This window comes from Paenibacillus sp. P4_E11 (assembly GCF_056401635.1).
In genome coordinates this window covers 1-20,064 of record NZ_JBFUIX010000075.1, presented here as the reverse complement: position 1 = coordinate 20,064, position 20,064 = coordinate 1, and the positions used below count along the sequence as shown (strand labels likewise).

The following is a 20,064-nucleotide window of genomic DNA, read 5'->3' as shown; positions in this document are numbered from 1 at the left end:
ATCATTGTTTTCGGAATTTATTGCGAGCGAAGTCAGGAAAGGAAACGGGCTTCCCTTGTGAGGCTGCAGATTGAACGGAAAGCGGAAATACACTGCTGATCGCCACCGAATCGTACACATCCATCTCCGGAAGGCGATCTTCCCGGATCGCTGCAGCGAATTCCTCCATCACGAAATAATCCCCGAAGGAAGCAGCCGCTTCCGCTTTCTCCCGAGACCGACTCCACCAAGGATGCTCGAATTCGTCTGCGTATTCCCAGAGTGGTGTCCAGACGGCTTTGCCGTTGTAGGATTTCTCGGATGAACGGCTGTCGAACCAGATCATCGGTTCTTCTCCTTCGAATCGCGGGGGCAGGAACGAACCCTTGGTACCTTGAAGCGCATGATGCTTGTAGTTGAAAGGGCGAGGGGAGGAGAAGTCATTGCGTAAATAAATGACCGCTCCCTGCTTCGTACGAATCAACGTTAGGGCCGAATCACCCTGCTTCCAGTAATCCGGCTGTGCTCCCGGATGATCCTTGCCGAACAACTCCGCGAAGTAGTCGCATTGAGACGCCGGCTTCGAGACGACTGTGGTCATGTAGTCGAAGGAATCCCCGTCCTTCTGGTTGATGCCCAACCATTGGGCAATCGGTCCCAGGGAATGCGTCGGATAGTTAATGCCGTTGAAATCCCTCAACATCTCGCCACGCCATTTTAAGGTTCCGTCGGCGTTGTTAGTCGCTCTGCGCACATCATGGATGTAGCCGCATTCCGCATGCGTAATGTCGCCGAACATGCCCTGTTCCGACATATTCCGGATCATCATATTCAAGCGGGTGTAGCAGAAATTTTCCGCCATCATGTACACTTTCCCGGTCTGTTCCACAGTCTCTACAAGCTCCCAGCAATCCTCCACTGTATGGGCGGAAGACACTTCACAGAGGACGTGCTTGCCCGCCTTCATCGCCTGCACCGCTTGCCGAGCATGGATTAACATCGGCGTCGCAATAAATACAGCGTCGATAGAGTCGTCATCCAGTAGTTGTTCATAGCTCGTGCTCGTTTGGATATCGGGATACCGCTCCTTCCATTTGCTGAACACTTGCTCATCTAGATCACATACCGCGGCCAGTTCAATTTGTCCTGGTAATGAATCGATCGTCTTCGTGTACGAGAACCCGCGGTTCCCCCCTACAACAGCCAGACGAATGGGATGATTTGCAGCCATGCCATATAACCTCCAATTGGCGATACGCCTGATTAGCCTTTCAAGGAACCGATCATAACTCCCTTAACAAAATGCTTTTGCACAAAAGGATAGATGACTAGCAGAGGCAGCGTCGAAATGATAATGAGCGAATACTTCATCAGTTCACTTAAATACATGCGACTGCTATCCCCTCGGACATCATCTTTGGCAAAATCAAACACCGTATTCAGCACAAGAATATTTCGCAAAAAGAGCTGTAAAGGATATTTGTTCTTATCGGACAAAAATAAGAGGGCTTCAAAATAGCTGTTCCAATGATCCACGGCATAAAACAAGGTAATGACCGCAATGACAGCTCCCGACAAAGGAATGACGATGCGGAGCAGGAAGCGAAAATTACTGCAGCCATCCATCTTGGCGGAGTCCAGCAATTCATCCGGGATGGTGCTGCGGAAAAAAGACATCATTACAATAACGTTAAACACATTAATCGCACTCGGGATCAGCAACGCTAACCGGGAATCCAGCAAGCCCAAATTCCGGACCAGCAAATAGGTTGGAATCAAGCCGCCCGAGAATATCAAGGTGAAAGCGAATATTAGCGCGATGACGCCCCCGCCCAAGAAGTCTTTTCGAGAAAGTGGGTAAGCGGCCGCAATCGTTAAGACTATGTTCAATGCAGTACCCACCGCCATATAGAACACGCTATTTGCAAATCCGATCCATACTTCCCGATACGCGAACACTGCTTTATACCCGGCCAGACTGAAATCCACAGGGAAGAGCCATACTTTGCCCGAGATTAAAGCGTGCGGAGAGCTAAAAGATGCACTTACAACGAAAATTAACGGATACAGCACGACAATCAACAAGCCAATCGCGAACGTATAATTGAGGACATTAAATAATTTGTCAGAGCCCGTTTCCCGAATTAATTTATTCTCATGCATGCATTCACATCCTCCATTACCAAACACCGCTGCCATTCACTCTTCTGGCAATCTGGTTCGCGATCACAATCAACACTAAGCCGATCAAGGACTTGAACAGCCCGATCGCTGCCGCATAAGAGAAGTCAGGTAAGCCAGAGAGAATTCCCGTTCGGTACACGTAAGTATCGATTACTTCTGACGCAGACAAGTTCAACGGATTTTGCAACAACAATATTTTCAGAAATCCTACATTCATGAATCTACCGACTTCCAGAATGAATAGGATGACCACCGTCGGCATGATGCCTGGGATATCAATATGGCGAACCCGCTGCACCTTGCTGGCGCCATCCATGACAGCCGCTTCATGCAGTGTTGGATCAATACCGGCCAGTGCCGCCAAATAAATGATCGAGCCCCAACCGATGTTCTGCCAGATCCCGGACAACACATAGATGGGGATGAAATAGTCAGGCTCCATCATAAAGTTGACCGGTCTGCCTAGTACAAGCTCCACAAGCTTATAGATGACCCCCGAGTTCGGAGACAACAGCTGCAGGATAATACCGGTCATCACGACAAGCGATATGAAATATGGGGCATACGTGACCATCTGAACCGTCTTCTTGAACATCATCTTCCGAATGTAATTAAGCGATAAAGCCAGTACAATAGGCGCCGGGAAAGCGACTAGCAATTGAACCATAGAAATAAGTACCGTGTTCTTCAGAATGATCTTAAAATCATAGGAATTGAAAAATCGTTGATAATGCTGCATGCCTACCCAGTCGCTTCCATTCAAGCCCTTGACCACATTGTAGTTTTTGAAAGCCATCTGCAGTCCGTAGATTGGCACATAATGAAAGATAACGACATATACGAATGGGACCAGAATGAGGGCATACAGCTGCCAATTGTGCACAATCCGTTTCTGTGTGGAACGTGATAGAATCGCAACCAACTCCTTCACTACACCCCCTGGATTCAAAGGGGATGTAGTTGGGATTGTTTATTTCTTTAGATCCACGTTTCTCTGCACGATCTCCAGATAGGCTGGAAGACCGGCGTTATTCAATTCTTTCAAGTACGAGTCCCAGTCCTTATCCAGGTCCAGGTTGCCTGTCAGGAACTTAATCTCGAATTGGGTCACCACATTCCGGATGTTGTTCAACAGATCCCCATGCTTCGTCAAATCCTTCTCGGACAAGAAGAGGAAGGGAACCTTCAAATCCCGTCTGGAATGAGGGACGTACAGCTCATTGGTTGCTCTGTATAGCCGCGGCTCCAAATCATTTTTGTCTGTCATCGCTTCGCTGTATGTGAAAGCTGCCGTGCGATAGAATGGGGCGCTTTGCTGTAAGCGATGGTTGTTCTTCGTCCCATACGGCATAATGAACTCCCACTTGGCGTCGGCACCTGTATACGACTTCGCTCCAGGAGCGGCCTTCTTCCAACCTACCCCTTCCTTACCGAAATATGCGCTCCATCCTTCTTCGAACATGTTGTAAGGATTGTATAACCAATCCACCCAACGAATCGCGGCTTCGGGATTTTTGGCATCTTTGGTTATCGCAAAGGCACCCAATTGCGGCGTGACGCCTCGATCCATACCGATCCGTTCTCCATTCGGGCCAGCCAAGATGCCAACGGGTTGAAAGTCCTTGTACCGTCCGCTTTCTCCGTTATTAACTACCCAAGATCCCCACCATAGGCCAGTTACAGAACCTAGTCTTGTTTCACCTGGATACTCACCAAGCGCAGTCAAAGCTTGTCGGTCTTGTGTATACGCTTCCGGTTGAAGCAACCCATCCTTCACCAGTTTTCTTAAATATTTCAGCCCTTCCTTGTAAGCCGGTTTATCGGCCACGAATTCGACCTTCTTGTCTTTCATCTGCAAATAGTTCCGATTGTCGTAGTAAATAAAGGACTGCATGAAGAAGTTAGTCGGCTCCGAGCCCTTTAACGCGGAGAGCGGCCAAGCGTTCGGATAATTCTTCTTGAAGGCGACTAGTACGTTGTAGTACTCATCTAACGTGGTCGGCATCTTGAGGCCCAGCTTGTCGAGCCAAGGTTGATAAATCCACAGCTTGTTGGGCAGCGTTACGTGCAGCCCCTCATCCAGAGTAGGCAGCGCATAGATGTTGCCGTCCAATGTGTACATGTAATCCTTGAGGTACGGACTATCCTGTAGCATCTTCTTGATATTCGGCGCGTACTTATCGATCAGATCATTCAGTGGCCTGAATACCCCTTGAGAGCCATAGGATACTTGTTGGCTAGCGCTGATATTGGAAGCCATGAAGATGTCGGGCAACTTACCGCCTGCGAGCGTAACTTGAAGCTTCTCCGCGAACCCTGCGGCAGGAGCCACATCCCACTCAATCTTGATGTTGGTCTTTTCTTCGTACCACTTTACAAAATCATTAGTAGCCGGGTTCTCTACTGTGGCGTCTTGGACGGTGAAAATTTTCATCGTTTCTTTCTTGTCCACAATGGGAAACGTTCCAGGAGGTTTCACTTTGTCTGCAGTCCCATTAGGTGCTGCTGACTTCGTCGGTTCTTTTGAGGCCTCCTTCGGTGTCCCTTCCGGAGTAGCAGTGGGTGTGGATGTGCAAGCGCTTACGAGAAGTAAGGTTAAAATCCATGCTGTCAACATTTTCAGGAAATGTTGTCTCAATTGAAAAGCTCCCCTCATGCTTATTTTGGCTTCCCGGCTACCGGAGTGGCCACTCGTTCATGTAACCTATCCTCATTATTTCACCATCCCCCTCCCATCACAATGAGTCATCATTTAAAAACCATAGTAATGGGATAAGGTTGTGAATTTAAGCAAACTGTCCTTGATCTTTGTGTGAAGTTGGTGCGTGGGAGGGAGTGGGCAGGAGATTCCGACCGCTGTTGAAATCGATTCCTTTTGATGGAAATTGGCTAATGGTAGGAATCGATTTCAAAGGCGGACGCTTCGCTTCTCCATCCTCCTGCCCACTCCCTCTCTTGTTCTACTTTTCATTAGGGAGTTACGCCACTCCCAGAACAGCTCTAGGACGAAAAAATCGGCTTACAGCACACGAAATGGCTACCGGCTTGTTCTCGATGGCCGAAAATCGGCCTTACAGCTCGCAAAACGGCTACCGACTTCCCTCGAAGGCCGAAAACCGGCCTTACAGCTCGCAAAATAGCGACCTGCATCGCTCGAAGACCGAAAATCGGCCTTACAGCTCGCGAAATGGCTACCTGCATCGCTCGAAGACCGAAAATCGGCCTTACAGCTCGCGAAATGGCTGTCGATTCTTTGTGCACACAGGAGTGGAAAGTGAAAAAGAGGACCCTGGCGAGTTTTGGCTTGAACCTCCATACCGCTGAATCCCTTATACAATCATAGGAGGTTCAAACAAGATGTTTGAAACCTGGGGCCCCGCAAAGTACTCGGAATTAACTACAGAGCTTGGCTTCACTTTGTGGGGATGACTAAGGGTCCTTTTTCACTTGGAACGGCCGAAGCAAAAATCCTCCCGATCAGTCGGAAGGATTCTCCATGTTCATCTCCAAGGCTCGCCTATATTCCTTGGGGGTCACACCATAGTATTCTTTAAACAATTTGGAGAAATGCTCGCTGTTCTCATAGCCAATCCGATTAGCCAATTCATAGATCTTGAGATTATGATCCAGCAGCAGCAGTTTCGCGGTACGCATCCGTACATCCATTAAGTATTCCCACACCGTTTTGCCTGTGTCCTGCTTGAACAAGATCGTCAAGTACGACCGACTAATAGGAATCTGCTTCGCAAGTTCGTCCAATGTGATTTTGTCTGCATAGTGCTCATCCAGATATTGTTTGACTTGGTTCACGATACGTGGATTTTGATATTGATGTTCTTTCTTCAAGCCGTAAATCAATTGCACCATACTTTTCTCCAGCCTCATCACGGCAGTCATACGAAAGTAATAGCGTGCTTGCGATAGATCCAGCTTCTCGGAATCGAACCCAAACTCCTTGGCCGTCGACAGGGTATGCGAGAATTTCGGATATTTGACTTGCTTCACGACCAAGTCGATCAATTCGCTGGATAGGGCATCGAGCAAATAAAACTCTTGATCCACCCATTGCTCCAACAGAACAAGGGTATTACTGACGAGCAAAGGAGATTGGTCGAACTGATTCGTTCGGATTAAATGGGTCCATTGCTGTAAAATATGTTGCAATTGCTCCATCTTATCCACTAATAAATGATAGGCTCGTTCTCTTCGGATCTTCTGCAGCTGCTCCTCTGTCTTGGTTAGACACTCGTACAGCGTCTGCCGATCAATAGGCTTCAGAACATAATCGGTAACGCCCAACTGAAGCGCTTGCTTGGCATAGCTGAAATCATCATAAGAAGAAATGATGACCCACTGCATCCACGGATACTTGTGTTTCACTTCGTTTATCAAGCTGAGACCATCCATCACATGCATACGAATGTCCGTTAAACATATATCGGCGTGATAATTTCGCAGCCATTCCATGGCCTCGATTCCATTCCCTGCTTCCCCGCTTATGAGCCACAACGGGTTATTGGCCTGTTCAATCTTCGCTGCAATACCGGAACGAATGTGAGGTTCGTCATCTACAATCAACATACGGATCATGATAAGGCATCCTTTCTTCCCTCTTTCCAGGACGATTGGTAGGGGAATAAAATTTGAACATAGGCTCCTCTGACGCTGTTATTTCCGATTTGAAGCTTGGCCATTTGTGTAGGGTAATGCAAGTTTAGACGGTGTTGGATGTTCAGCAGTCCGATCCGATCGGAATGAGGACTCGGGGTATCGCTATCGTGTTGGCTTAACTGCTCCCTCAGTTCCTGCAGCCGCTGTTCCGAGAATCCAATCCCATTATCGGACACGAGAAATTCGACTGTGTGTTCATCGTAACGTTGAACGGTTATAGCGATATGAAGCGAATCCACATCCCCATTCAATCCGTGCTTAACCGCATTCTCGGCTAATGGCTGAAGGATGACCTTCATGCACTTCGCATCCATGCAGTTCTCATCGGCCTTCAATTGATAGGAGAAGCGTTCCAAGTAGCGAATTTCGATGATTCGCAAATAATTGAGCAGATGATTCATCTCGTCTTGTAAAGTTACGCTTGTGAATTTATAGTTCGCGGTGTATCGAAACATTTGAGCAAGCGAGACCGTAATATTCTCAATATCGTCATGCTGGATTCTACTGGCCATCGAGTTGATAATCTCCAACGTGTTGTATAGAAAGTGGGAATCGATCTGGGATTGGAGGGATAGCAGAACCGCCTGTTGTTCGGCGAACTGTGCTTTCGAGAGTCTCTCGATAGAGTATTTGAGGTCGGTCAACATATTATTATAGGAATGTGAGAGAGCGGATATTTCATCTCGGCCTTCTACCGGCAGCATGACGGATATTCGGCCTTGTCCCGTATGGTAAAGCGCTCGCTTCAGCTTCATAATCCTGCTCGTAAGGGACGATGACATCACTACAATGATCAGGATCGAAACCAATAAGCACACTATGGCCGTTCCTATCACCATGTTGCGGGTCGTATAAATGCTGCCCATGATTTCTTCATATGGGATCGCGAACACAGACTTCCATTCCGTCCCGGGTATGGGTTTGAAGATAAGGAGGTCACCGGACTTCTGATCCACATAATAGCCGTAAGGCGATTCCTGCAAGCCTTTGTTGATATTGTCGGCTATGGGAGTCAGGATGAGCGCTTGGTTCGGGTGAGCGACTATGGTCCCATTGTTGTCAACTATAAAGCCTACTGCACCGTTGCCCAAGTTCAGATGGTTCAAAATGTTTTGCATCAATACAGGTTCAATATCAAGCTTTACATACACCGATCCTTTGTAATTGAAGCTTTTCACAAGACTGATATAGGAAATATCCAACGTTTTCAGGGAGTTGTCTACATACTTTTTATTGATATCAATGTGAAAGGTTATTTTATTGATCGGACTGAGGTCGAAAATCCACTTTTCTTCTTCTATGGCGTAGCCGGGTTTATAGCCGTAACCGTTAGAATACACCATGTGATTCGAGGAGGGAGCATGATAGAACTGTATGGATAACAGCTCAGGATGGTTATTGACGAAGGGGCTGACAAAATCTTTGACGATCGCCGAATACGGAACGATGGACTGGGCTCTTTCGTCGCCGCTGCTAAAATTAGCCCATGCTTGCAACTCTTGACTGGTACCCAATGTGAGTAAAAATTTTTCGTATTCTTTCAAATACCCGGTTAAGTTCAGATTAGCCTGCTCCAACACTAGCAAACTCAACTGAGTCGCATCGTTTTTGATCGTTCTCGACACTTGCAGATTGACGATCACGCCGATCACGATCAAATTAACAAGGACAATGATGATGAAAGAGAAAATGATCTTGGATCGGAAGGAAGATCCCCAGATGGTTTTGATCTTTTCCACACACTCACCTCGTGACAGAACTATAATGCCGTTCCAATCTGTTCGACACTAGCAAGATCATCACATCAGCTGTCACAAGCATTATAGCTTATTTCCCAGGCTAAGAGGGAAGATTTCCATAGGCGTGTGTAAAAAAAAAACGGCCCGCAGGAATTCCCTGCAGCCGTCTAGTTGTTCTGGAGCATACTTCATAGTTCGAGGCAGTGGACCGTCTCACGTTCACCTTGTCCGACCAATGCCCAGCATGATCGAGGTTCCGTCCAGTGCTTGCTAAGGCACGAACCGGCGTAATTCTGTCTCGTATACATAGTACAAGTGACCATACTCATCCTCTGCCAGCAGCTTGGCGCCATCATCCCGCAGCGTCTCCACTTCCACACGGGTTGCAAGCGGATCGAAGCGGAACAAGTAGCGGTTCATGGCTGTACCGTACACATACCCATCCATCGCAGCCAGCAACGTCACATCTCGCCAAATGAACCGTTCGCCATACCGGATCTCAGGGAACACTTCTTCGAAGTATCCGAATGTCTTGGCCGCCGGATCAAAGCGGAACAAGTACCCTTCAGCCATTCCCCATAGATTGCCGTCGGCAGCGATGGTTAACGCCGTTAATGCTTTCAATCCGGGAACCGGAAGGGACACGGTCTCGAACGTTCGTGCGGCCGCATGGAACAGCAGCAGCATTGCCTCGGCTTCGGACGGCTCGATGCCGATTCCACCCCAGATCGACGAGCCTGCATACGCAACCCCGTCCTTGTAGGCTAGGGTAATCAGACTCTGATTCGGAACCGCGTTCCGGTAGAACTCATACTTGCCGCTTACTGGGTCGTACACCGTCAAGGCTCCGCCCAGCTTGCCGTAACCCGACACCGTCCCGATATACAGCTTCCCGTCACCTGCCGCCATGCCGAACGGACGGTCCTGCTCCTCCTTCTTCAACTCGAACAGCAGGTGCGGATTGTGGCCGCCCTTATCCGCATCCCAAGGTAGTTCAGGATCATACTCGAATATTCTAGCTCCTGGATAGACGCCGAAGTAAAGCTTGCCATTCAACTCCAACATATTCTCTGCCTGCATAACCCCGCGCCTCTGGCCGGATGCATGCTCGCGCATCGGCGCGTACACCCCCTTCCCCCCCACGAGGTAGCCGCTTGTATAGATGCAGGCATCGGCCCCGTAGACGATGCTGACCAGATTGGTGGGCGCTTCTGGGAACGCAAGCTCCTGGTTATCGCACGATCCTGAAGTAGCGTTGTATTTCGACAGACGAGTTCTTCCGTTGAGCGGACCTAAGCCTATTAGCGTCAAACCGGGATATCGCTCCTGATCATTCAGTCGGACGACGAATTGATCCCGCATCATCATATGGCTGATATCGATCTTCTCGCTTCGAAGCGAGTCAAGATCGTATCGCCACACGCCATCAGCCGCATAATATACGCTGCCTTCGTACTCGGGTGAAACACCAAGCGATTGGACACTCTCGATTGTCGATACAAGTGCTGGCAAACCGCCTCCATCCTGGTCTTCATCCAGCTTGTACACGAGTGTTCGAAGGCTGGGCGATAGGCGTACGAACATTCGGTTCGTTACGATGTTGATGTCATAGACGAATTGCTCGTCGCGGAATTCCTCCGGCAGCAGCTCGACAACCGCTCCCGTGCGCACATCGTACCGCTTCAGGCTGGCGTGGGAGCCGATACCGGCGTACACCGCACGATGCTCGGCATCATAGGCCACATCACGAACATAGCTTTCCCCTGGCTGTAGCGGCGCTGGGCCTAGAATCGCGAAGCCTTCACGCGGAGAATAACGAAACAACAGCGCTCCGGGGTAAGTTCCCCCGTATACTTCGTCTTCCTCCCCGGCGACAAGACCGTATACGAATTTCTCGCCAAAACGTGGTGTCCCGACCACAGTCACGGACGCTTCACCCGGCACGTACCGATACACTAGCGCATTCTCGTAAGAACCGGCATAGATGGAACCATCATTCGCCGTGACAGCCGCCCAGCCACCTGCCGCATCCGGCAGCTCCCACACACCGGTAGTGGAGCCATCGTTCACATCGATAGCTACGAGCCGGGCGTTGCAATTGACCGAGCCATCGGCGACCAGATACACTGTATCCTTGCCTGCCGCATCCTTGCCCAGCGTGGCCGCATGAATCGTCGCGTTCGTCACTTGCGCCCCGAGCGCGGTGAGCTTGTCCGTCACTCGGACATCGCTGAACGATACATCGGCGCTCGTCTCCTCGCCGGAAGCCGCGCCGGCGCAGAGCTCGACCGTCAGCGCGGCCGTTCCGTCAGGCGCTGTCGCGGTCGTGCCAAGCGTCGACCAGCCGCCGCCTGCGTTGCGGCCTGCCGACGGGCTGGCTGCCGCAGCGGCCTCGCTCGACGCAGCTGCCGCCAGCTCGCGGCCTGCCGCGTCGTAGAAGCGGAGCGCGATAGCCGCGGCGCCTCGTTCCACCTTGCACGCCACATAGGCGTAGTACGTGCGGCCAGCTGAGGCCGGGACAGACGAGCTCTCCGCGCAGTTGACGCCGGATTGCGCCAATGCGACTGCCTCCTGCAGGCTGCTGCTCGCTGGCTCTGGCTCGCTGGTCTCTGTCCGCGCGCCACCCCCGAATCGCATCTGGTTCACCGTAAGCCGCAGCGCACAACCATCTTGCAACTCTGGTACGTTCAACACAACGCTTTCCCCGTCCATGCCATGAGATAGCATCCACCCATTCGTGCCTTCCTGGAACCGCGCATTCCTGATGTAGCTGTCACCAACTGCGTATGGCTGCCTATTCAGATTCGTACTTAAATTCAGATTCACACTCATATCTACACTTGTCCTCCTCGCATACAAGTCCGTACTATTACCGCCTTGATTATACAACCGCCATCTATAGGCATCAATGATATTCACAAGTCTATAACATGTCTTTTACACGTGTATCATCAAGTTGTGTAACGCCAGAATGATTATAATCTTTTTCCCCCTTGTCCTTACAGGTTTGGAGCACTACAATGGTTAATGCTTCACTTTTTCAAACACTGCCAAAATCGCAATTTTACTAGGACCCCTGGAAAGCAGTAGGGGCATATTAGGAGGGAAGAAGGTAATGATCGTACTGGAAGGCATCAGCAAGTCCTTCAAAGTCGCCAAGCGCTCGACCGGGCTGCGCCAAGCGGCCAAAGCGTTGTTCGTACGGGAACATACTACCGTGCATGCGCTGAACGATATCTCTTTTTCCATTCCGGCTGGAGAAATCGTAGGCTACATCGGCCCGAACGGCGCCGGCAAGTCCACCACCATCAAGATCATGAGCGGCATTCTCGTCCCCGACCATGGAACATGCAACATCAAGGGATACACGCCATGGAAAGACCGTGTCCCCTATGTGCGGAACATCGGTGTCGTCTTCGGCCAGCGCTCTCAGCTCTGGTGGGATGTGCCGGTGATGGACTCGTTCGAGCTGCTGCGCGACATCTACAAGATCAAGCAGTCCGACTACGCCTCCACCTTGGAGCTGCTCGTCGACAGTCTCGATCTGGGCTCGATTATTCACACCCCCGTGCGCCAGTTGAGCTTGGGCCAGCGAATGCGCTGTGAGATTGCTGCTTCTCTCCTTCATAACCCCGACATCCTATTTCTTGACGAACCTACCATTGGGCTCGATGCTGTATCCAAGATTGCCGTCCGTCAATTCATCAAGACGATCAACAAAGAACGTGGCGTCACCGTCATCCTGACTACTCACGACATGAACGATATTGAAGCGCTAGCGAATCGGATCATTCTGATCGGCAACGGCAGCGTGCTGTTCGATGGCAGACTGACGGAGCTTCGCAACCGCTACGATACACAGAAGACGATAACGGTCGATTACCGCGAAAATCATAACCCGATTGTCATACCTGGCACTTCCCTGCTCTCTCATTCATCTGAACGTGCTGTTCTAACCGTCAACACGGAGCAGATTCTCGTCTCTCATGTCATTAACCAACTGTCCAGCCAGCTTGAGCTTCTTGATGTAGCCGTTGAAGCGCAGCCGATCGAAGAATTAATCGTGAAGCTGTACAAGGAGTACCAGATATGAGGCCCTATTATTCCGTCCTGCGGCTCCGGCTGCTGCTCGGCATGCAGTACAGATCAGCTGCACTAGCTGGCATGTCGACGCAGTTCTTCTTCGGCTTCATGCACATCATGGTGTTCATTGCCTTCTATACGTACTCCACACAACCAGCCGCGATGACGCTGGCTGAAGTCGTGTCCTACACTTGGTTGAAGCAGGCGTTCCTGGCCTTCATTATGTTGTGGTTCCGGGACAACGAGCTGTTCCAGCTCATTACGAGTGGGAATATGGCGTACGAACTGTGCCGCCCGACCGGCATGTATGAATTCTGGTACGCCAAGCTGCTCGCACAACGGCTGTCAGCCGCCTTGCTGCGCTGCTCGCCTATTCTCATCATCGCGTTTGTGCTGCCTGAACCGTATCGCCTGTCCTTCCCGCCATCCTGGCTCACCTTGCTGCTGTTCGTGGTGACGCTGCTGCTAGGCTTGCTGGTGCTCGTCTCGATCTCGATGCTGATCTACATCTCTGTATTCGTGACGATGTCGCCTACCGGATCAATGCTGCTCTTCGGGATTCTTGGCGAATTTCTCGCGGGCATGATTATTCCGATTCCGCTGATGCCATCCTGGATTCAGCCTATCGTGGAGCTGCTGCCTTTTCACCTGACGGCCGATCTCCCATTCCGCGTGTATTCCGGGCAAATTCCGCAAGCAGACGCGCTGATCGGAATTGGCAAACAAGTGGTGTGGCTTACGGTGCTAGTCCTACTGGGGAAAGCCGCGTTCAATAAAGTGCTGCGCCAAGTCGTCATTCAGGGAGGTTGAGGTCACAATGAAACTGTATGGCAAATATTTGTTAATCCTATTCAAATCGCAGATGCAGTACCGCGCCTCATTCTGGCTCTTGACGATAGGCCAGTTCTTCATCCCATTCTCGATGTTCGCGGGACTCTACTTCCTGTTCGAACGGTTCGGGCAGATTGATGGCTGGAGCTTCTATGAGGTAGCGCTCTGCTTCGGCGTCATTCATATGGCGTTCGCGATTAGTGAATGCTTCGCACGCGGGTTCGACGCATTCTCCAGCTTGGTTGGTAACGGTGACTTTGACCGCGTTCTGGTACGGCCCCGCAGTACAATCGTACAGGTGTTGGGCTCGAAGTTCGAATTTACAAGATTCGGTCGATTATTCCAAAGTATTGTAGTGCTGGCTGTAGCGATCAGCGGCATCTCCATCGAGTGGACGGTGGCGAAAGCATTCATTCTCCTGTTAATGGTGGCGAGTGGCGTCTTCATATTCACCGGAATCTTCATGCTGACGGCAACCTTATGCTTCTGGACGATCCAGGGCATCGAAGTAGCCAATGTGTTCACGGACGGCGGTCGAGAGATCGCACAATATCCTTTGAACATTTATCAGAAATGGGTGACCCGCTTCTTCACCTTCGTCATCCCGTTCGGGTGCGTGAATTACTTACCGCTCTTGTACATTCTGGACAAAACCGACGGTAACGGCTGGCTCTATATGCTGCTCCCTCTAGCCGGTGTCCTCTTCGTACTCCCCTGCTTGTTCGTGTGGCAGTTCGGGGTGCGTTACTACCGGTCTACAGGTTCTTGAGCTGCACCATACAAAAAGCCCAGCAGGTATCTAAATAACCTGCTGGGCTCTTTGTCATCTTCATAACATTAACTGCCGCTCCCCCAACGCTGCTGTAAGGCATGCACAGCAGCTTCAAGAACGGATTTGGCCGTCACCGATACATTCGCCTGATTCCCGCTGTTATTCAAATGCTGCAGGAAGTTGTCAAGAAAGCTCAAGGCCTGTGTCGATCTGCCGTTATCCCAATGCTGCATCGCCTGCTGCAGTAGGTTAACAAGCTGCGTAATCAACGAATGCGGCATCTCTCCCGATTGCAGGTAACCGGCAATCATCTGAAGAATCACGGCTGGACTGATCGTCACGTGAATGACATAGGCAGTTTCCTTCCAATTGCCAGCCTGATCCAACACCCTTACAGCTACACTATGGTTACCTATATGCCCCTCCCAATTGATCGTTGTCCCCGCGGAGTAGGGGACGCCGTCCACAAGGATCGTCTGCTGGGCTACACCCGACAGTGTGTCTTCTTGCTGCAGGGTCAGTACAATCGTTTGCGTGTTTTCCATTGTTGTTTCCGACGCTAATGGCGCGTTGTTCGCCAGCAGGACGAATGAAGGCGGCGTCCGGTCGACGTTCACAGGAACCGTCTTCATTGGCTCGACCTTACCCGTGCTATCAATCGAACGGTAATTCAGCACATGCCGACCGCTATCGTTCAGAACGATTGGTCCTGTGTAACCTGACCAGTTCGTTCCTCCGTCAAGGCTATAGACGGTCGACACGACGGTGTTCGGCTTCCCGTATACTTGCAAAGTAACGGTGGCCGCACTATTATACCAGCCCTGCTGCTGTTCACCCGCAACCGTAGCAACCGTTGTAAGAGGGTGCTCGGCATGGGTCAATGCTATACGGAAGCTTGCGCCCTGCGCAATATCGTATACATACCCTTTGCTGAAATCGTAGGCATCGACAAATGAACGGATCAGCGTAATATCACCCAGGTCAAGCCGATACTGGCCGTTTCCAATATCAGTTGCCCCTTTGATACGGTAGGCAGCATTGCGAACACCATCGTTGGCAATGACGATCGTTCTCCCTACCCATCCGGCCGTATTCATCCCAGTCGCAGTCATCTGCACGGTAATCGCGTTTTGCACGGACGGGACTTTTGTAAAATCAACGACCGTGCCTTGCAGAGCCCCTATGGCGCTATCCGCGACAGCATCTATTGGAGCGATGAACGAGCCATCATGTACATATTGGTACACGAGTACACCGTTCTGCTCCGAATAAACGCCCATAAATCCCTTGAACCGGAGTTTCCCATCAACTGTATAGGTATTGTCCGGATTGAGCGCATAGACGATATAGTCCACTCTTCCGTTCACCAACGTCACTTTCACTGCTTTCACATCGTTGCTGTTCACGACTGTACCGTCCATTGTTACTACAGCCGGTTGGATCGTATCGATTGTACGGTTATTGCGGTACGGCTCGATAACGGACGTGAATAAACTATCCAGGTTCGTGCCGCTGCGATGGGCAATGAGATAGCGCAACGACTTCGGATTGCCAGGCTTATTCTGCGGGGGAATGCCGTCGGCAAGCGCTACATCGTCAACTGGAGTAAGCATCGTCAAGCGCAAATGGATATCGGCCGGCGTGGACAGCACCTTCCATGTATCAACCACTTTCCAATCGATGCTGAATGGGCCGCCGGGATTCGTATCCCGAGAAACATTTTTCAAGTATTGAAATCCGCTGCCATCGACCTGCTGACCGTATGCAACGTCAGGTCCCGCGTAAGTTCCCGTCGGCTGAACGACCAGATTAAGGCCGGACGCCTGAGCGACCCCTTCTGCTCCGTGGAAGCTATAATAATGATCGTTGCCGCCCTTAACACGGAAGAAATCTACGGTGTAGGAGTTCGCTTCATCGATCTTGATCATGGCGGATGTCCGTTTGTAAAGCTCCGTCTGCGGATACACCTTCGGAGCTTCCACATCGATCAGCTTCACCATCTCGCTATCGTCGAAATGCTGCGGATTGGCTACCAACTGCTCCGCCTGCTTCTTCTTGTCGACCATGACGGTGTTGTGACTGATCGTATTGATGACCCATCGAGCCCGATGCATGTCGGTAACGTCTGCGAACTCTGGATAGCCAAGGTCCGGCGACAGATCAAGCTTGAATGCATGCAAGCCTAGATTCAATGTATCGCCATGTCCATGGCCGTAATTGATGCCGTAATACATCCACGTATCGCGCAGCGTGTCTTCTTGGGTACCGCTGTTGTCCCGCAGCACACGCGCCTCTTCATTCAGCAGATTCATGCTGCGTATTCCCATCTTGAAGTTGCTGGAGGATGGATGTTTACCGATCCCTTCAAAGCTGATTTGATGCGTTCCGGCAGACAACGGCTTCCGCGCAATCATCTCGTAGTCCTCAGTACGGGTACCATAGAAATCCATGTCCATCACATATTGTCCATCGATCGAGATCCGATAAATGCCGTAGCTCGGGGCTCTCCACGGCAATAAGTCAATTTCGTAATCATCCGCATTCGGCACGTTGAAGTTGAATGTAATCTGGGCACCGATATTGGCAGCTTCCAATTGGACGTTACCGGAGCTATCGAATAGTTTGACTTCCGTATTCTGGCTTGCTATTTCCATCGGTAGGAACGGATACGACAGACCGAAACTACGATTCGGATTGATCCCGTCACGGAGCGCAGAGAATCCATACCCTGTCAAATTGTCACTCTTCAAATTCAATGGACCGAACTGCGCGATCACATTCCGGATCGAATCCGCAATTCCATTCGGATTCGCCGAGAATACATCCTTGTGAATGCCGTCCACTTGATTGTTGTTCAAGAAATAAGCCATCTGGGCATAGATCGGCTCACCGAATTCATCGAACGCCTTCACCATGTCCGCGATTTTCGGTATAATGCCGGGATTACCCGTAAAAAGAGTATCCCCGATATTCGCCGTGTACTTTTCGCTAAGAACGAGCGGATAAGTACCCGCGAACATTTTTCGAAACTTGACGTTTTCGTATAAATCGGCCGACGGATACAAATCGTACCCTTTCAGAATGTTCGCCGTCATTTGAAAGGTGGATAGCCATGAGTCATTATACTCCGGGGATGCTTCGTTCCCACTGCCGTCACGGTTAACAACGCCAATGAGCGTATTTAATATATTCCCTCCAGTGATTTCATACGGATTCCGCTCAAACACTCCTGTCTGGAAGGTAAAATCAAGCCATTCCTTCGTATCAGGAAGCGTATCGTACACGACAGCGGCCATCGCCAACGCACTCTGATGCATGCCGTCGTTGCCTCTAATCTGCGCGGCCTTCACAGCAGGGAACACTTGCTTAATGATCCCATTCTCGATGTTGCGCCGGATAGCTGTGCCGCTTCCCTTGCCGTTGGTCAACTTATACTGAACGGCCTTGGCATCGAGGAATTGAATAAGCTCGGGGTCATCCATGGCCGGGAAGAAAGCGTCGTACGCCGAGATAAAGTCTTTGATCAGGGCCGTTTCCCAAATCGATCCCACCGCCTTCCCCAAGCCTGTGCCACCGTGCGAGTTGAGGAATATCGTCTGGTCATGCAGCATCGTATCCATGTCCGGATAAATATCGGCTACCCGGTCCAACAGAACCGTTCCAGCGCGTGCATACTTGATGTCCCCGGTATACAAATACGCGTCGCGTAAGGAACGAAGCCCGTCATTAATCAGTCCTTTCGCGTACCATTCGAACCAATGGACGTAATAAGCAATAAACGTGTAGCGCTTCCCGTTACTGTCGACCCAACCAAACCCGTCATCGACACCCCACGTCGGTCCTTTCTCCGGATATAAGGTATTGACGAGCAGACTGCGATCAGCCAGCTCCGGACGGAATATCGCGTGTTCGTCGAGCCCGCTTCGGTAATACGCACCGAAGTCGTTCGTCGGGAATTGATACCCGCTGCTCGGATCGATGATTTTCCATGGTGCATTCAGCGGATCCGCAAGGTATGGATAGTTGCCGAACTTGTCGATCTCCTTGCCGGTGATCGGGCTGCCGAGAATCTGATTGACCCCATAGCTGCGAGGAAGTGTCTGTGCAGGGACAGCCGCCCATAAGAAATCAAGCCCCTTGGCCAAGTATTGGTCGGCTTTGACGACCGCGTCATTACGCAAAGTCTTCGCCCAATTGTACGTTTGCACGTTCAATCTAGCGGCTGCCACCTTGGCCGGGGTGTAATAAGTCGTTCGTGTCTTGGCATTCGTCGCCACTCCCGCATACAAGAATGCAGCATCATCGAAGAAAGCGGTACCCTCTTGCCCCGAATCCATCGCAAGCCGCAAGGTCGCAAAAGCAGCATTCCCCGGTGCAGCAATACTAACGGTAAGCGGCTCCCATTGATTAACGGAATTCCCCTTTGCCCCAGTTGAGGTAAGCAGGGAACCGTCAGCATCCCAGTACTCCAGGTATAAAGCTGAATCACCCTGCAGCGCATAAGAATAGACGGAGGCTTCATATAATTGACCCGGTATCACGGGAAGCCTATGACTGCGCAACCCTGGAGAAGCGCCTGTTCCCGTATATGTGATCTTTATGCTACTCTCCCCGCCTCGCACTAGTTCCGAAGAGTGGATAATCGTTCCGTCAACTTCGCTCCAATACCTCGGCTTACCTTGAACGCTCAGTTCGAAACCGCTGTTATTCAAATTCGCATTCGGTTCAAGGAGGGGCACAACCGCCCGGAATGTCGCATCGTCGAAATAAGCGGAGCCGATGTTCGCTCCGTGTAGATAAAACCGCAACGTGACATAGGCCGTCCCTTGCGGAGCTACCCCACTCACCGTGATCTTGCTCCACCGATTCAATGTTCGGTTCGCACCGGTGAAGACTTGCATAGAGTTGTTGTTCGCATCCCAGAACTCGAGATACAACTCGGAGATTCCCTGAACGTTGTACGAGAACACGCTAGCCTCGTATTTCTGGCCGGGTACAACCGCTATCTTGTTGCTGCGCACAGAGGAGCTGAGTACGTCGCTCGGATCGATCAGCTTCACGCTGTGAGCCCCGCCATGTACCTTTTCGGTGGATAGTTCGGCTCCATTGAGAAATGTCCAGTGATCGGGCATGTTGGCCGAAATCTCCTCCAGGCCGCCATTCAACAGCGTTGGGTCGGGAGCTTTCCAGAGCTCTCCTGCCGCATCGTCAAAATAAGCGGAACCGACGTTCGCTCCGTGCAGATAAAACCTCAGCGTGAAATAAGCCGTCCCTTGCGGAGCTGTCCCGATCACCGTGATCTTGCTCCACTGATTCAATGTTCGGTTCGCACCGGTGAAAACTTGCGTGGAGTTGTTGTTCGCATCCCAGAACTCGAGATACAGCTCGGAAATTCCCTGAACATTGTACGAGAACACGCTAGTCTCGTATTTCTGGCCGGGTACAACCGCTATCTTGTTGCTGCGCACAGAGGAGCTGAGTACGTCGCTCGGATCGATCAGCTTCACGCTGTGAGCCCCGCCATGCACCTTTTCGGTGGATAGTTCGGCTCCATTGAGAAATGTCCAGTGATCGGGCATGTTGGCCGTAATCTCCTCCAGGCCGCCATTCAACAGCGTAGGGTCGGGAGCTTTCCAGAGCTCTGCTGCCGCATCGTCAAAATAAGCGGAACCGACGTTCGCTCCGTGCAGATAAAACCTCAGCGTGAAATAAGCCGTCCCTTGCGGAGCTGTCCCGATCACCGTGATCTTGCTCCACTGATTCAATGTTCGGTTCGCACCGGTGATGACTTGCGTGGAGTTGTTG

At 50.9% G+C, this 20,064-nt stretch carries 11 protein-coding genes; 3 read left to right on the top strand and 8 right to left on the bottom strand.

The window, feature by feature from the left end; all coding sequences use genetic code 11:
* Position 1: 1 nt before the first annotated feature.
* The 7 genes from AC1DWB_RS23765 to AC1DWB_RS23735 all read right to left on the bottom strand — a co-directional run bounded on the left by AC1DWB_RS23765 (position 2) and on the right by AC1DWB_RS23735 (position 11,405).
* Positions 2-1,210 carry a Gfo/Idh/MocA family protein gene (locus AC1DWB_RS23765; protein ID WP_477543578.1) on the bottom strand — a complete coding sequence of 403 codons (1,209 nt, stop codon included), beginning with the start codon at positions 1,208-1,210 and terminating at the stop codon, positions 2-4.
* A gap of 32 nt (positions 1,211-1,242) precedes the next feature.
* Positions 1,243-2,142, bottom strand: coding sequence for a carbohydrate ABC transporter permease (locus tag AC1DWB_RS23760; protein WP_477543577.1), 900 nt, complete (start codon positions 2,140-2,142; stop codon positions 1,243-1,245).
* A 16-nt stretch (positions 2,143-2,158) separates the two neighbouring features.
* Positions 2,159-3,094: an ABC transporter permease gene (locus AC1DWB_RS23755; RefSeq protein ID WP_477543576.1), complete on the bottom strand. Its 936-nt coding sequence runs from the start codon at positions 3,092-3,094 to the stop codon at positions 2,159-2,161.
* A gap of 39 nt (positions 3,095-3,133) precedes the next feature.
* A complete protein-coding gene (locus AC1DWB_RS23750; protein ID WP_477543575.1) occupies positions 3,134-4,801 on the bottom strand; it encodes an extracellular solute-binding protein in 1,668 nt (555 codons plus the stop codon).
* Positions 4,802-5,640: 839 nt separating this feature from the next.
* The gene (locus AC1DWB_RS23745; protein ID WP_477543574.1) at positions 5,641-6,753 is read right to left on the bottom strand and encodes a response regulator; all 1,113 of its coding nucleotides are present in this window, start codon (positions 6,751-6,753) and stop codon (positions 5,641-5,643) included.
* Positions 6,750-8,573: a sensor histidine kinase gene (locus AC1DWB_RS23740; protein WP_477543573.1), complete on the bottom strand. Its 1,824-nt coding sequence runs from the start codon at positions 8,571-8,573 to the stop codon at positions 6,750-6,752. The genes AC1DWB_RS23745 and AC1DWB_RS23740 overlap by 4 nt, the downstream gene beginning before the upstream one ends.
* 270 nt (positions 8,574-8,843) lie before the next feature.
* Complete coding sequence (locus AC1DWB_RS23735) at positions 8,844-11,405, bottom strand: NHL repeat-containing protein (protein ID WP_477543572.1); 2,562 nt, start codon at positions 11,403-11,405, stop codon at positions 8,844-8,846.
* Between the two features lie 283 nt (positions 11,406-11,688).
* On the opposite strand from AC1DWB_RS23735, the gene AC1DWB_RS23730 reads away from it, so the two are divergent.
* Genes AC1DWB_RS23730 through AC1DWB_RS23720 form a run of 3 tightly spaced genes read left to right on the top strand, consistent with a single transcriptional unit; the run spans position 11,689 to position 14,256 of the window.
* On the top strand, positions 11,689-12,666 hold the full coding sequence (locus AC1DWB_RS23730) for an ABC transporter ATP-binding protein (RefSeq protein ID WP_477543571.1): 978 nt from the start codon (positions 11,689-11,691) through the stop codon (positions 12,664-12,666).
* On the top strand, positions 12,663-13,466 hold the full coding sequence (locus AC1DWB_RS23725) for an ABC transporter permease (protein WP_477543570.1): 804 nt from the start codon (positions 12,663-12,665) through the stop codon (positions 13,464-13,466). Before AC1DWB_RS23730 ends, AC1DWB_RS23725 begins: the two co-directional genes overlap by 4 nt.
* A gap of 7 nt (positions 13,467-13,473) precedes the next feature.
* Positions 13,474-14,256, top strand: a complete 783-nt coding sequence (locus tag AC1DWB_RS23720; protein ID WP_477543569.1) for an ABC transporter permease — start codon at positions 13,474-13,476, stop codon at positions 14,254-14,256.
* Between the two features lie 68 nt (positions 14,257-14,324).
* Here the strand turns inward: AC1DWB_RS23720 and AC1DWB_RS23715 are convergent, their stop codons facing one another.
* Positions 14,325-20,024: an FIMAH domain-containing protein gene (locus AC1DWB_RS23715; RefSeq protein WP_477543568.1), complete on the bottom strand. Its 5,700-nt coding sequence runs from the start codon at positions 20,022-20,024 to the stop codon at positions 14,325-14,327.
* Between the last annotated feature and the right edge of the window lie 40 nt (positions 20,025-20,064).

Excerpts from the sequence above, each read along its gene's own strand:
- AC1DWB_RS23745 (WP_477543574.1), bottom strand. The coding sequence starts at position 6,753 with ATGATCCGTATGTTGATTGTAGATGACGAACCTCACATTCGTTCCGGT.
- AC1DWB_RS23720 (WP_477543569.1), top strand. The coding sequence starts at position 13,474 with ATGAAACTGTATGGCAAATATTTGTTAATCCTATTCAAATCGCAGATG.
- AC1DWB_RS23725 (WP_477543570.1), top strand. The coding sequence starts at position 12,663 with ATGAGGCCCTATTATTCCGTCCTGCGGCTCCGGCTGCTGCTCGGCATG.
- AC1DWB_RS23730 (WP_477543571.1), top strand. The coding sequence starts at position 11,689 with ATGATCGTACTGGAAGGCATCAGCAAGTCCTTCAAAGTCGCCAAGCGC.
- AC1DWB_RS23735 (WP_477543572.1), bottom strand. The coding sequence starts at position 11,405 with ATGAGTGTGAATCTGAATTTAAGTACGAATCTGAATAGGCAGCCATAC.
- AC1DWB_RS23760 (WP_477543577.1), bottom strand. The coding sequence starts at position 2,142 with ATGCATGAGAATAAATTAATTCGGGAAACGGGCTCTGACAAATTATTT.
- AC1DWB_RS23765 (WP_477543578.1), bottom strand. The coding sequence starts at position 1,210 with ATGGCTGCAAATCATCCCATTCGTCTGGCTGTTGTAGGGGGGAACCGC.